Below are 14,360 nucleotides of genomic sequence, written 5' to 3' on the forward strand. Positions count from 1 at the left end.
ACGTCCGAAGGAGGCGTTGGATGAGCACAAATACATTCTGCAAGCGATCAAAAACGGCGATGAAGAACTGGCTGAGATGTTGATGCGACGCCATATTTCGGGCAGTCGAATCTTGATTGAACAGCAGATAGTAAAAGAGTAAGCCACAGGGCGGCGGGTAGAAAATAATCATGCATGCAATGAAGCAAACCAAGAACCACGAATAGAGCGGCCTTGAATAAGGGCGATAACCAAGCGATTGATTAGGAGAATCTCATGAGCTTAAGTCAGGGGGCGAAATTTAGACTCGCAGTTCAACAAAATGATCCGCTGCAGATTGTCGGCACGATCAATCCCTATTGCGCAATGATGGCCAAACGTTTAGGCCACCAAGCCATTTATCTGTCGGGTGGTGGCATCGCTAACGCTTCGTATGGTTTGCCCGATTTAGGTATCACCACATTAAATGATGTGCTGGTGGATGTTGAGCGCATCACCAATGCGTGTGATTTGCCTTTGTTGGTGGATATTGATACCGGTTTTGGCGGCGCATTTAGCATTGCTCGCACTATCAAAGCGATGGAGAAAGCGGGCGCTGCTGCCGTGCATATGGAAGATCAAGTTGCGCAGAAACGCTGCGGGCATCGCCCTAATAAAGCGATCGTCAGCCAGCAAGAGATGGTTGACCGCGTAAAAGCTGCGGTAGATGCACGAGTGAACCCAGAGTTTGTGATCATGGCGCGCACCGATGCGTTAGCGGTGGAAGGAATTGATAGCGCCATTGAGCGTGCCATTGCTTGCGTGCAGGCCGGAGCCGATATGATTTTCCCCGAAGCGATGACCACTCTTGAGCAGTACGATCGTTTCTCCACCGCGCTAAGCGCAGCTTGTGGTAAGTCAGTGCCGATTTTAGCCAACATTACTGAGTTTGGTCAGACGCCGCTCTACCAATGTACCGAGCTCGCTCAATCGAAAGTGGATATGGTGCTTTATCCATTGAGTGCGTTTCGTGCGATGAATAAAGCGGCTGAGAATGTCTATCGCCATTTATTAGAGCAGGGCAACCAACAAGCTTTGCTCGATAGCATGCAAACCCGTAGCGAGCTGTATGACTATCTCAATTACCACGATTACGAAGATAAGCTCGACGAGCTTTTTTCATCAAAGGAATAATAAAAACAAAGGAAAAGGAGTTCAACATGTCAAACGCACCACTGGGCGGCGCAGGTCTGCGCGGTCAAAGCGCGGGAGTCACCGCTTTATGTACTGTCGGAAAAACGGGGACGGGTTTAACTTATCGAGGTTATGACATCACCGATCTTGCCAACCATGCACAGTTTGAAGAGGTCGCTCATCTGTTATTGATTGGCCATTTACCTAATCAAAGTGAACTTGACCAGTACAAAACCCGCTTAATGGGATTACGAGGTTTACCGCAGCCGTTAAAAGCCGCGCTAGAGCTGCTGCCAGCCAGTACACATCCAATGGACGTAATGCGCACTGGCTGTTCAGTTTTAGGCAACCTTGAAACCGAGCACAGTTTTGCTGAGCAGTTGAGTGCGACCGAACGGATGTTGGCACTTTTCCCCGCCATTATCTGTTATTGGTATCGTTTCAGCCACCAAGGCATCCGGATTGATACTGAAGATCAAAGCGAAGCATGCATTGGTGGCTACTTCTTAAAAATGCTGACAGGAAAAGCACCGAGCGAGCTGCATAAGCAGGTGATGCATTGCTCATTGATTCTGTACGCAGAGCACGAGTTCAATGCATCAACGTTTGCCGCGCGCGTTTGTGCTTCTACGCTGTCAGATATTCACTCTTGCGTAACCGGGGCGATTGGCACACTGCGCGGCCCGTTGCATGGTGGAGCTAATGAAGCGGCGATGGCGATGATCGAATGCTGGCAAACACCGGACGAAGCTGAGGCCAATATTCTGCAAATGTTGGCTAATAAAGACAAAATAATGGGCTTTGGTCATGCCATTTATCGTGAAAGTGACCCGCGTAACGCATTGATCAAACGTTGGTCAAAAGCGTTATCTGAAGCGGTGGGTGATACGCATTTGTACGCGGTATCAGAACGTGTTGAAGCGGTGATGAAACGTGAGAAAGGCCTATTTTGTAATGCGGATTTCTTCCACGCTTCGGCCTACCATTTTATGGGTATTCCTACGCCATTATTTACCCCTATTTTTGTCATGAGTCGATTAACCGGCTGGGCCGCTCATGTGTTTGAGCAGCGCGCTAATAACCGAATTATTCGCCCAAGTGCCGATTATGACGGCCCTGAACATCAAGAGTGGATACCAATAGAGCAGCGTTAATGGGATGAAATCAAGCCATGCTCCTTTGGTGTATGGTTTGATGGTAGGTAAAACCTAGCTCGCTAGATGATGTTTTGAGTAGACAATATTTTGAACAGGCAATGTTTTGAACAGACAATGTTTTGAACAGACAATGTTTCGAATAGACAGTTTTATGGGTGGAATTGATGAGTCATCAAACGATCAACAGCCAATAACAAAAAAGTATTACCAGCGACCGCGCTGGAGTATTTTGATGCACGACAAGCGGTCAATGATATCCAAGCCGGAGCGTATGATCGGCTGCCTTATACCTCACGAATACTGGCGGAAAACTTAGTCCGTCGCTGTGAGCCGCACACATTGGTTGATTCACTGAAACAGCTGATTGAGCGTAAGTGCGAACTCGACTTCCCGTGGTATCCGGCACGTGTAGTGTGCCACGACATTTTAGGGCAAACCGCTTTAGTGGACTTGGCGGGGTTAAGAGACGCGATCGCTCAGCAAGGCGGTGATCCATCCAAAGTAAACCCTGTGGTGGAAACGCAACTGATTGTCGATCACTCACTCGCGGTTGAACATGCCGGCTTCGAAGCTGACGCGTTTGAAAAAAACCGTGCGATTGAAGATCGCCGCAATGAAGATCGCTTTCACTTTATTGAATGGTGCAAAACCGCCTTTGAAAATGTCAGCGTTATTCCGGCGGGTAATGGCATCATGCACCAGATTAACTTAGAAAAAATGTCGCCCGTCATCCAAGTGAAAAACGGTTTAGCATTTCCAGATACTTGTGTCGGTACTGACAGCCATACTCCTCATGTCGATTCATTAGGCGTGCTGGCGATTGGCGTCGGTGGGTTAGAAGCCGAAACAGTGATGTTAGGTCGCCCTTCGATGATGCGTCTGCCCGATATTGTCGGCGTTAAACTAACCGGTCAACGCCAAGCGGGGATCACTGCGACCGACATTGTGCTTGCCATTACGGAGTTCTTGCGAAATCAGCGCGTGGTGTCTTGTTATCTGGAATTTTTCGGAGAAGGCGCTCGCGCATTGACGATTGGCGATCGCGCAACGTTTTCCAATATGACACCTGAATATGGTGCAACCGCAGGCATGTTCTATATTGATGAGCAAACCATCAACTATCTCAAACTCACAGGTCGAGACGCGCAGCAAGTAGCCTTGGTTGAACTGTACGCTAAGCAAACCGGCTTATGGGCTGATGATTTGATTGAAGCGCAATACGAACGGGTGCTGGAATTTGATCTCTCAAGTGTACAACGCAATTTAGCCGGGCCTTCGAATCCTCATCGCCGCTTACCGACAAGCGAACTGACCGAGCGCGGTATTGCGGGGGCGTGGCAAACCAAAGAAGGCGAATTACCTGATGGCGCAGTGATCATCGCCGCCATTACTTCGTGCACCAATACCAGTAATCCGCGCAATGTCGTGGCCGCCGCGTTGCTGGCGAAAAAGGCTAATCAATTGGGTTTGGTTCGCAAACCTTGGGTCAAAACATCCTTTGCGCCGGGCTCAAAAGTAGCCAAACTTTATTTAGAGGAAGCTGGCCTGCTGCCTGAACTAGAACAGCTCGGTTTTGGCATTGTCGCTTATGCATGCACCACCTGTAATGGCATGAGTGGCGCGCTTGATCCTATGATTGAGCAGCAAATTATTGAACGCGATCTCTATACGACGGCTGTGCTATCAGGCAACCGAAACTTTGATGGCCGCATTCATCCCTACGCGAAGCAGGCTTTTCTTGCCTCTCCGCCATTGGTGGTGGCGTATGCACTTGCGGGTACGATTCGTTTTGATATTGAAAAAGATGCGTTGGGAACAGATGCGCAAGGCAAGCCGATTTACCTCAATGACTTATGGCCAACCGATGAAGAGATCGATGATGTGGTGGCGCGCCATGTTAAGCCCGAACAGTTCAAACAAATCTACATTCAGATGTTTAAATTAGATGAGCACATGGCCAAACAAAAGCCACTTTATGATTGGCGCCCCATGAGCACTTATATCCGTCGTCCGCCTTATTGGGAAGGTGCGTTAGCGGGTGAACGTCGGTTGTCAGCCATGCGACCTTTGGCGATTTTAGGTGACAATATCACTACGGATCATTTATCGCCATCGAATGCTATTTTAGCGACCAGTGCCGCTGGGGAGTATTTGCTCAAAATGGGCGTTCCGGAGCAAGATTTTAACTCCTATGCCACGCATCGTGGTGACCATCTGACCGCGCAACGCGCCACTTTTGCTAACCCCAAACTGTTCAATGAGATGGTGCAAGAGGAGGGCAAAGTAAAGCAAGGTTCGTTAGCGCGTATTGAACCTGAAGGCTTGGTTACCCGCATGTGGGAAGTGATAGAGACTTATATGGATCGTAAGCAGCCATTGATCATTATTGCTGGGGCCGATTATGGGCAAGGTTCGTCACGTGATTGGGCGGCGAAAGGTGTACGTTTGGCGGGAGTTGAAGCCATTGTTGCCGAGGGGTTTGAACGGATCCATCGCACGAATTTAGTCGGGATGGGTGTTCTGCCACTGCAATTTAAAACGGGAACAGACCGCCACACACTGCAACTCGATGGTACTGAACTTTATGATGTGGTGGGCGAAATTAAGCCGGGCGTCGATTTAACTTTAGTGATCACGCGTACGCAAGGCGCCAATAAGGGCGAACAGCAGAAGGTTACGGTGACTTGTCGTTTAGACACGGCTGATGAAGTCAGTGTGTATCAGGCTGGTGGCGTATTGCAGCGTTTTGCGCAAGATTTTCTGGCTCAATGACGCTAAGGATAAAGGAGTATCACGTGAGTAACTCATTAAAAATTCCGGCGATGTATATGCGCGGCGGCACCAGTAAGGGCGTGTTTTTTCGGCTTGAAGATTTACCCAAAGAGGCTCAGCAAGCGGGAGAGGCGCGAGATCAACTGCTGTTGCGTGTCATTGGTAGCCCCGATCCTTATGGCAAACAAATTGATGGCATGGGCGGCGCAAGTTCTAGCACCAGCAAAGCCGTGATTCTCTCCAAAAGTGAGCAAGCCGATCACGATGTCGATTATCTATTCGGCCAAGTTTCGATAGACAAAGCGTTTGTAGACTGGAGCGGCAACTGCGGTAACCTTTCTGCGGCGGTAGGGCCATTTGCGATTCACAGCGGTTTTATCGACCCAGAACGGATCCCTAATAACGGTGTAGTGACGGTTCGCGTTTGGCAAGCCAACATTGGCAAAACCATTCTCATCCATGTGCCAATTGAGCAGGGTGAAGTGCAAGAGTGTGGCGATTTCGAACTTGATGGGGTGACTTTTCCCGCCGCCGAAATTGCGGTTGATTTTCTCGATCCTGCCGATGATAGCGGTGTGATGTTCCCAACCGGAAATGTGCTCGACCAACTGCAAATTCCCGGCATGGGAACCTTGAATGCAACGCTCATTAATGCGGGTATCCCGACGATTTTTATCGATGCTCACGACATCGGTTATCAAGGTACTGAACTGCAAGAGGCGATCAACAATGATGATCATGCCTTGGCGATGTTTGAAGCGATTCGCGCTTATGGCGCTGTGAAAATGGGTTTGATTGAGCATATTGAACAAGCCCAACTGCGCCAACATACGCCTAAAGTAGCGTTTGTGGCAAAAGCGCAATCCTATTTGTCATCCAGTGGTAAAGCGGTATCGGCGAACGATGTCGATATTGTGGTGCGCGCGCTGTCTATGGGAAAACTGCATCATGCGATGATGGGAACGGCCGCGGTGGCCATCGCTTCAGCGGCCAGTGTCCCGGGAACGTTAGTGAATATGTTGGCGGGCGGTGGAGCAAAAGAATCGGTCACTTTTGGTCATCCATCCGGTACGCTGAAAGTGGGCGCTAAAGCCGTTTTACGAGAGGGTCATTGGGGAATAGAGAAAGCCAGTATGAGCCGCAGCGCGCGGGTGTTAATGGAAGGTTGGGTGCGAGTCCATCGTTAGTCGTGGTGTATGATGAGCTGAAAGGGCAATTGCCGCTAGGATTGGTGGTGCTCAAAGATAGCGGTAAGGTGGATGACCCAATGAGCTTGAGTGAGTTAGAAAAAGCGCTCCATCACTAGCGGCTACCCTATAGTTGACGATTAATCGAGGCGCCTCAGATGAATGAGGCGTTTTTATTGCCAATTTGCAATCCGCATTTTATTTGTTTCTCTTAGTTCATCGGTCTTATTTCTAAGACGAAATTATCGTTCAATCGAACAAAAACGCTACGCATGAAGATATATTTTCCAACCACTATCTTATAGAATCACGGCCAAAGCTTTATTCATTCAGAGCGCGAAATATGTCGTTAGTTATCATAACTCCTGCTTGTGAAAGTGATTTACCGAAACTGAATCAGTTGATGTATGACCTTCATCATGAGCATCACCTTGCTTGCCCTGAGCATTTCAAAACAGCAGAAGAGATTGAACAAGAAAAAAGCATTGCTCGTTATTTAGATGATCCGGAATGTTTGGTTTATGTTGCCAAAATAGACAACCAAATTGTGGGATTTATATCGGGTCACTTTTGCGAGTTAATTTCAAGCGTGAGCAAAGCGGTACCAATGGGCAGTATTGATGAGCTTTACGTTGAGCCACAATATCGTCAGCAGCATATCGCACAGCAGCTGTTTCAAAAAATGGAACAGACATTAAAAGAGTACGGTATTGCCCAAGTATTTGTCGAAGTGTGGGATTTTAACCAAGGAGCGCAATCTTTTTATCAACGTTCTGGTTTCTCTGCTCATATACATTGGTTAAGAAAGTCAATCGATAGCAAGTAATTCGATGATCATAGTCATGGATTTTTAATGTGTTAAAACCGTTTTCATTGTTGAGCTTTTGTTTGTTGTCGTTGTTCTGGTCAAGTGTTGGTTTCGCTCAACAACCCGTAATGCTACCAGAAAATATTCGTGGCGCCCTATGCCTAGTTAAGGCCGATAACAAGATCGTTCTTGTTAATGAGGTTATCACTAAGCAGATTTCGTTGCCGGGAGGAACCGTATCTCCCGGTGAATCTCCAGAGCTTGCTGCACAAAGAGAAACTTGGGAAGAAACAGGCCTTGTTGTAACGGTCGGCCACACATTGGGGTATACAGATACGGCTATTGTCTACAGCTGCCGCAGCGATTCCGATGTGATAGCTTTTGAGTCAAAAAATAGCCGGAATGGACATGAGTTGCCTATCTGGTTTGCACCTCACTATGGTGTTGAGATTGCTAGCGCGATGTTAGTTGATCCGTACCGGATTGATGCCCTTCAATATCGTTATCCAGAACAATGGGAACAGATTAAAACCATGTATCAGGATGCGCATAGTCAATCGGTAATGTATGTAGACGATCTTGTGGCTGCTGCACCACGTTTTCAGCAAGTTGAATTACGTTGGATAATGGGATTACAAAACGCAGTAATGGCTTTACCTGATAGCCTGAATGTAGCGGTTCATAAAATCGCCATTTGGATCTCTAAACTAAGCAACCCTTGGTTGCTGATTATTCTTTTCCCATTGGTTGCCTATTATTTAGGTAAAGCCTCTGTTTATAAAATATTTTTTGTGGTCACTGTAACTTCATTGTTGTCATTAGTGGCTCAGCAAGGATTTGCGTTACCAAGACCTCATGCCTATATCCCACTGTTGGAACTTTGCCAAAGTTACGGATACGGTTTTCCAAGTTTACCGATTGCAGTTTGGTTTGGCGTAGGGCTATCGCTATTGCGAGCTTTTGACCAGCTCGATTTCAACCGAACGTTTGTGGGTTTTATCGTGTTGATGGGGCTATTAATATTAGCCAAATTCTATGTCGGAGAAGCCTTTCTTACCGATATGGCGATCGGTGCCTTATTAGGTGCATTGGTGGCATGGCACATTGTTCGTTTGGACGCGAAATCTTATACCGATGTTAGAATATTGCTGAGCTCACGAGGAGTATGGTGGGGCTTAACCTTGGTTGCTGCACTCTTGGCGACACTCTGGCCTTTGCCGATTTTCACAGCGTGGTTGGCCATTTTATTAACGGCATCTGCCCTGGTGATGGCAAAGAGCTCTGAATCATTGCAAATCACTCCTCAACGGATGTGGCTAGTGATGATTTTGCTCTTAGCCATCAACCAAGGGCTGGGATTTGGTGCAACATTCGTGTCATACAGCAGTGTTCTTTCGTTAGTGGTGGAGACGATTCGCTTTCCGACGCTGATGCTTTTCTTTGCATGGTTATTGCGAAAATGCCGTGCTTAACGAATTCTTTAGATAAACATCCCAATAGAAACGCCTCAGCTGAGGCGTTTCTATTGCCTATTCGTGAGACTCACCGAGTACAAATTTTTCTATAGCAACTGCCACACCATCGTCGTCGTTACTGAGTGTAATATAGTCGGCCAGTTGCTTCGTTTGTTCCATCGCATTGGCCATCGCAATTCCAAGACCTGCGTATTGCAGCATGTGATGATCATTTTCAGCATCTCCCATACAAATAATGTGTTTAGCCTCGATAGCTAAGTGATCGGCAATCGCTTTTACACCAACGCCTTTATTACTTTGTGTATTTAGAAATTCGAGGAAGAAGGGGGCACTTTGTACAATGGTAAACTGCTGATAGAGTTCCGGAGGAAGTTGTTCAATGGCTCTTTGTAGCAAGCTAGGCTCTGCGACAATCATGGCTTTGATGATGGGATGATCATCTTCAAGCTGTTCAAAATCCATTTCCGTGATCGGCAGTCCGTTGATTCTTGCTTCAAGCTCGGTATATTCACTGATTTTAGGCGTGATGATACCATGAACTTGGCTAAAGGCGTGCGTATTCACGTTAAGTTGGCTAGCAAGGTTAGCGACCAATTTTGCAGAACGGCCATCGATAATGTTGTGATGAATAATTTCGCCACTACTAATGTTTTGAACCATGGAACCGTTGTAATAAAGGACAAAATCCTCATTTGAGTCTAAATGCAGTTCTTGCAACTTATCGCGCATGCCTTCAATTGGACGTCCCGACGCCAACACCACTTTTACGCCTTGTGCACGTGCTTTGGCGATAGCCTGTTTTGTTCTGTCGGTGATCTGTTTTTGGCTGTTGAGAAGAGTACCGTCCATATCTAAAGCGATGAGTTTATACATGACTTACCTAAATTAAGTGAAGAAGAAAGGCAGCAGCTTATGCAAGTTGAGTTGTGATCGCCACTGATTTAGTCAAATTTTCATCTGTGTGATGGGTTTAGTTTGACCTCTAGCAAGGCATCTATTAAGGTCAGCGACCTGCATTTTTTGATATTGAGTTAGGCTGAGTTTACGTTGTACAAAATTAATGAAATGTTTGAGACCATCCAAGGTGAAGGGGTATACACTGGTGTGCCTTCTGTTTTTATTCGTTTACAGGAGTGCCCTGTTGGATGCGCTTGGTGCGATACAAAGCAGACGTGGGATGCCACACCGCAAGACGAACGTCCTATCAATGAAGTTCTCACCAAGACACAAGATAGCCCAGCTTGGTGCTCAGTCAGTGCAGATGAGCTGGTGTTACTTTACAAAAAGCAGGGTTATAACGCCAAACATATTGTAATTACAGGTGGTGAACCATGCATTTATGATCTGCGTTCACTTGCGCAAGCATTTGAGGCAATGGGGTGTCACATTCAAATTGAAACCAGTGGCACATTCCCGGTTCAAACCTCGGCAAATACATGGGTGACAGTGTCACCAAAAATTGCAATGAAGGGCAAACTGCCTGTACTCGATTCAGCTCTGTTAAGAGCAAATGAGATCAAGCACCCCGTCGCAACGGCTAAGGATATTGAACAGCTAGATGCGTTATTGCTGCGAGCACAAGTTCCTGATTCAACGGTGATTGCTTTACAGCCCATTAGCCAGAAAGAGCGGGCAACCCAACTGTGCATTGAAACATGCATTGCGAGGAACTGGCGTTTATCGATTCAAACGCATAAATATTTAAGCATTGCCTGAGGAGAGGAAAATGAAAAAAGCCGTTGTGGTATTTAGTGGTGGCCAAGATTCAACAACTTGTTTGGTTCAGGCATTAAAAGAGTTTGATGAAGTGCACGCCATCACCTTTGATTATGGCCAACGCCATAAGCTTGAGATTGAGGTCGCCATCGCTTTAGCGAAAAAGTTAGGTGTAGCTGCACATAAAGTCATGGATGTCAGCTTACTCAATGAATTGGCGATCAGTTCACTCACTCGTGACGATATTCCAGTATCACACGAGTTACAAGAAAATGGATTACCGAACTCGTTTGTGCCGGGGCGTAACATTCTGTTTTTGGCCCTTGCGGGTATTTACGCTTATCAAATAGGTGCAGATGAGGTGATTACTGGTGTTTGTGAAACAGACTTTTCTGGTTATCCGGATTGCCGAAATGATTTTGTCAAAGCGATGAACAGTGCTTTGGTGCAGGGGATGGATCGCCCATTCCACATCAGCACACCTTTAATGTGGTTAAATAAAGCAGAAACTTGGGCATTGGCTGATGAATATGGCGCTCTCGATCTGATCAGGCATGAGACACTGACTTGTTATAACGGTATTATCGGAGACGGCTGTGGTGGTTGCCCATCATGTGAGCTGCGTAAGGCGGGTTTAAATGATTACTTATCAAGCAAAGAATCAATAATGAATGCGCTTTACAACAAGTAATCAATAGCTTAATGATTTATCGAATAACAAGTGATTTGATAAAGTGATGTGTAAATGGGTGTTCTACGCTTGACTAATCTAAGAATTGACCAATAGAGCACCCACTCACTTTAGCTAAAGATACATTTTAGCTAGATCGGCAGGCTCGACTTCTTTACCTTCTAAGCTTGCGTTCCAGTTGGTACCAATCAATACACCATCTTCATCAAGAGTAATCAACCAATCTTCGACGAAAATATCGAGAGGAATTTCTAACACTTCAAAGTCTGCCCACTCTTCAACATTGTGAGTTTGTGCGTCTTCTTTGGTTGACCAAAAAGGCATGACTTCACTATTTTCAAATTCTGTCGAGTCACAGGCCAGCCAACCGTCTTCATTTTTTAAACCCCACACTAGTTGGGTTTCTTTTGTTTGTTCAATAAACAATTCTAAGTTTGTTTGAAGGTCAGCAGTTAATTTGCTCATTATCTTTATCTCATAAGGTGATGACGCGCAAGGATAGCATTTTGTGCTAGTAAACTCATTATAATTTTAGAAAGAAAAGAGGCGATAACGCCCCTTTATTTGGACCTAATATCGATGCTACTGATCACGTTTAGTAAAAATCGTCCACTCTTCTTTAACCGAACCTTTATGACCAACGACTGTTGCAACGACCTTTCTATTCATCGCATGGCTTATTTCATCATCACCTTTTTCTGTCAGCTCAGTATCACCAAAACCAACAATTCGTACACGATTATCACTGACACCGTAGTTAATGAGGGCTTTCTCTACATTATAAGCGCGGTCCTTCGACAAGGCTAAGTTGTAACTTGGGCTACCAACTTTACTGGCATAGCCTTGCAACTCAATAGAAGTCGAAGGGTACTGTTTGAGAAAATCTGCCATTGAACGTATTTGACTGAGGAATGCAGGGTTGATTATTGAAGAGTCATTAGCAAATAAAATTCTAAGCTGAAGTTGCACCTCGGTTTTAGTATAAGTGCCGCATCCGTCGTTATCGATCTCAGCCCCAATCGGTGTGCTCGGACAGAGATCCCTAGCATTGATAACTCCGTCACTATCTTCATCATTCAGATCCTCTATTTGATTAGCTAGAGGTGTCTCAATATAAGAGTACTCTTCTTCAGCAACTGCATATAGAGAAGGAAATATAAGTAAATTTAATAGGATAATTAAAGGGTATCTGGACATCTTAATACTCCAAAGCTTCATGCCACTCGCTAGGAGTGTCAACACGCAACGCATCTAATAAAATACCAGTTACATTCATAACTCGATATTTAGCGTATTGTTCTTGATATTTTGCGTCGAGATAACCTTTACGAGCTTCAAACAGCTCATTTTCAGTGTTAAGCACATCAAGAAGTGTGCGTTTTCCTAACTTATACTGCTTTTCGTAGGCAATAACCGTTTCTGACGCAAAATCAACGTGATTTTCGAGATATTGTTTTTGTTGGCGTGTAAAATCCATTGCACTCCAAGAAAGGCGTAAACTCTCTTCTATTGAACGATAGGTTCTATCGCGTAGATCTTTTGCTTTATTCAATTGATACGCCGCGCTCTGCGAACGTGCAGAATCTGAGCCGCCGTTATAAAGGTTATAACGCATTCTCAGCATTGCACTGAATTCATCACTATCGCCTTCTATGCCACCGGCATCATCTCGCCAGCTTTGTTTCGCTTCAAATGATAGCGTAGGATAATTCGCCCCTTTGGTTTGCTTATATTGAAACTTGGCTGAATCGACATCAGCTAGTGCAACTTGTATTACGGGATGGTTTTTAATTGCAGTATCTAGAGCGATTGTGAGATCTTGTGGAAGTACTGCATTATCAGCGCGAGGAAAAAGAAGATCTTGAGGTTCTTCACCTACAATACGTTTATATTGAGAGTAAATATCCAACAGATTATTTTGTGCAGCTAACAAATTACTATTTGCTTTAGCTAAGCGAGCTTCTACTTGGGATAAATCTGCGGTCGAACCAATACCTGACTCTACTCGACGTTTAATGTCTTGATGGATTTGATTATGAATGCCTAGATTTTTTTCAGAAAGTGTTAATATTTCAAGTGCTTTGGTCGCATCAAGATAAACTTTAGCAACTTCCAATGCGATATCTTGCGCATCTGCAAGTAACTGTAAACGAACTGATTCGGCATCGGCTGAGGTACGATCAATGTCATTTAAAGTTGAAGAACCATCCCAAATTAGTTGGGTTAAAGTAATGGTAGCTTCTTTACGAGTTAGCTCATTATCAGTGCCAGAGGCTAAATCAACGGCTTCATAGCCAATACCTGCATCTAAGTCTATTTTCGGGAGATAAGCCCCTGAAGAGGCTTCACTATTATATCGTTTGCTCACATATTCGTTATATGCACTTTTAATGTTTGGGTTAGTTGCAAGGGTTATAGACACCGCCTGCTCAAGAGTTTGACCATATACAGAGATCGGAAAACTTAGTGCAATGGCGCAGCTCAACGTTTTCATGTTTGTCCAATTCACTCGGGCACTCCTCTAGGTACTTCTATTGAATTCTATTAGGCTGCAATATTGAGATGATTGATGGAAAACAAGTAAAAAATAGCAGTGGACCACCATTAAAAATAGTAACACGTTCATTATTTTAGTGACTTTAGTAAAGAATCGTACACCTTAAATGTCAATTAATATTAATTAAACATGTTAATTGTTCCTATAATGAAGTACAGCTTTAGCGTGATATTAGTTCAAGCGGGGCAATGTGTGAGTGACCTCAGCATTTATGTCACGCAAGAGAGTGTAAAAACTGTTTTTCCTTTGTATCACAGGTGTTAAATGCTAATTTATCACCATTAGAAATGACAAATTACATAGCAAAGATATAGGTATGTAAACTGTCGTATCGTTGTGAATTCGGAAGTTATTCGAGGCATTTTATGGAACTTGGTCCTTTTTCTTTAGGTACAACCTTAACTTTCGGTCAGTTGATCGTTGTGGATGCAAATGGAAATGTGCGAGTGCTTCAACCTGGGGAGTCTCCTCTACCTGGTGAAATAACCATTAATAATAGCAATCCCGGCCAAGACAGCGATAATGCGGTACAAATATCCAGGGTGAATTCCGATGGTAGTAACGCAGATATAACCGATGATATTAATGAAATTTTTGCCGCATTAGAGCAAGGCCAAGATCCAACCCAGTTAGGTGATGAACTTGCCACTGCAGCAGGTGAATCGAACGGTTCAAGCCCGACGGGTTCAGTTAGCATCGCTCGCGACGCTTTGGAAACCATAGCCGCAACAGAATTCTCTACGTCAGCACTCACCGCGCTAGGCCTCTCTGAAACACAAAGTTTAACGTTATTAGAAGGCTATTCTCAAAGAGCTTTGGGGGCAATAGTAACCGGCACGAACGAT

14 protein-coding genes and 1 pseudogene are annotated in these 14,360 nt (G+C 45.2%); 11 read left to right on the forward strand and 4 right to left on the reverse strand.

The features are described 5' to 3' along the window. The 8 genes from VOR_RS17320 to VOR_RS0113815 all read left to right on the forward strand — a co-directional run. A partial coding sequence (locus VOR_RS17320) for an FCD domain-containing protein (protein ID WP_010320280.1) occupies positions 1 to 142 on the forward strand: 142 nt, incomplete at its 5' end. A gap of 113 nt (positions 143 to 255) precedes the next feature. Next, positions 256 to 1,152 carry a methylisocitrate lyase gene (gene prpB, locus VOR_RS0113785; RefSeq protein ID WP_010320281.1) on the forward strand — a complete coding sequence of 299 codons (897 nt, stop codon included), beginning with the start codon at positions 256 to 258 and terminating at the stop codon, positions 1,150 to 1,152. A gap of 26 nt (positions 1,153 to 1,178) precedes the next feature. Then, complete coding sequence (gene prpC, locus VOR_RS0113790; RefSeq protein ID WP_010320282.1) at positions 1,179 to 2,306, forward strand: bifunctional 2-methylcitrate synthase/citrate synthase; 1,128 nt, start codon at positions 1,179 to 1,181, stop codon at positions 2,304 to 2,306. A 174-nt stretch (positions 2,307 to 2,480) separates the two neighbouring features. After that, positions 2,481 to 5,081: a Fe/S-dependent 2-methylisocitrate dehydratase AcnD gene (acnD, locus tag VOR_RS0113795; protein WP_029627208.1), complete on the forward strand. Its 2,601-nt coding sequence runs from the start codon at positions 2,481 to 2,483 to the stop codon at positions 5,079 to 5,081. Continuing rightward, positions 5,078 to 6,268, forward strand: a complete 1,191-nt coding sequence (gene prpF, locus VOR_RS0113800; RefSeq protein WP_029627209.1) for a 2-methylaconitate cis-trans isomerase PrpF — start codon at positions 5,078 to 5,080, stop codon at positions 6,266 to 6,268. Before acnD ends, prpF begins: the two co-directional genes overlap by 4 nt. Then, complete coding sequence (locus VOR_RS18780) at positions 6,247 to 6,387, forward strand: hypothetical protein (RefSeq protein ID WP_155815373.1); 141 nt, start codon at positions 6,247 to 6,249, stop codon at positions 6,385 to 6,387. The genes prpF and VOR_RS18780 overlap by 22 nt, the downstream gene beginning before the upstream one ends. Positions 6,388 to 6,611: 224 nt before the next feature. Further along, complete coding sequence (locus VOR_RS0113810) at positions 6,612 to 7,094, forward strand: GNAT family N-acetyltransferase (RefSeq protein ID WP_010320286.1); 483 nt, start codon at positions 6,612 to 6,614, stop codon at positions 7,092 to 7,094. 29 nt (positions 7,095 to 7,123) lie between these two features. Next, complete coding sequence (locus VOR_RS0113815; protein ID WP_010320287.1) at positions 7,124 to 8,548, forward strand: bifunctional NUDIX hydrolase/phosphatase PAP2 family protein; 1,425 nt, start codon at positions 7,124 to 7,126, stop codon at positions 8,546 to 8,548. A 57-nt stretch (positions 8,549 to 8,605) separates the two neighbouring features. Here the strand turns inward: VOR_RS0113815 and yidA are convergent, their stop codons facing one another. Next, positions 8,606 to 9,424, reverse strand: a complete 819-nt coding sequence (yidA, locus tag VOR_RS0113820) for a sugar-phosphatase (protein ID WP_010320288.1) — start codon at positions 9,422 to 9,424, stop codon at positions 8,606 to 8,608. Positions 9,425 to 9,616: 192 nt separating this feature from the next. Between yidA and queE the strand changes: the two genes are divergently transcribed. Continuing rightward, positions 9,617 to 10,267: a 7-carboxy-7-deazaguanine synthase QueE gene (queE, locus tag VOR_RS0113825; protein WP_033197471.1), complete on the forward strand. Its 651-nt coding sequence runs from the start codon at positions 9,617 to 9,619 to the stop codon at positions 10,265 to 10,267. A 10-nt stretch (positions 10,268 to 10,277) separates the two neighbouring features. Next, positions 10,278 to 10,958, forward strand: a complete 681-nt coding sequence (gene queC, locus VOR_RS0113830) for a 7-cyano-7-deazaguanine synthase QueC (RefSeq protein WP_010320290.1) — start codon at positions 10,278 to 10,280, stop codon at positions 10,956 to 10,958. Between the two features lie 114 nt (positions 10,959 to 11,072). On the opposite strand, the gene VOR_RS0113835 is transcribed toward queC, so the two are convergent. From VOR_RS0113835 to VOR_RS0113845, 3 genes are all read right to left on the reverse strand, one after another. Continuing rightward, positions 11,073 to 11,423 (reverse strand): DUF2750 domain-containing protein, encoded by a 351-nt coding sequence (locus VOR_RS0113835; RefSeq protein ID WP_010320291.1) that lies wholly within the window; start codon positions 11,421 to 11,423, stop codon positions 11,073 to 11,075. Positions 11,424 to 11,540: 117 nt separating this feature from the next. Further along, the gene (locus VOR_RS0113840; protein WP_010320292.1) at positions 11,541 to 12,155 is read right to left on the reverse strand and encodes an OmpA family protein; all 615 of its coding nucleotides are present in this window, start codon (positions 12,153 to 12,155) and stop codon (positions 11,541 to 11,543) included. Between the two features lies 1 nt (position 12,156). Continuing rightward, positions 12,157 to 13,467 carry a TolC family outer membrane protein gene (locus tag VOR_RS0113845; RefSeq protein ID WP_010320293.1) on the reverse strand — a complete coding sequence of 437 codons (1,311 nt, stop codon included), beginning with the start codon at positions 13,465 to 13,467 and terminating at the stop codon, positions 12,157 to 12,159. A gap of 413 nt (positions 13,468 to 13,880) precedes the next feature. Between VOR_RS0113845 and VOR_RS17325 the strand changes: the two are divergent. Next, positions 13,881 to 14,360 (forward strand): annotated as a pseudogene (locus VOR_RS17325) (hcalcium-binding protein); the annotation flags it as partial.

Source organism: Vibrio ordalii ATCC 33509, from assembly GCA_000257205.1.
Lineage (GTDB): Bacteria > Pseudomonadota > Gammaproteobacteria > Enterobacterales > Vibrionaceae > Vibrio > Vibrio ordalii.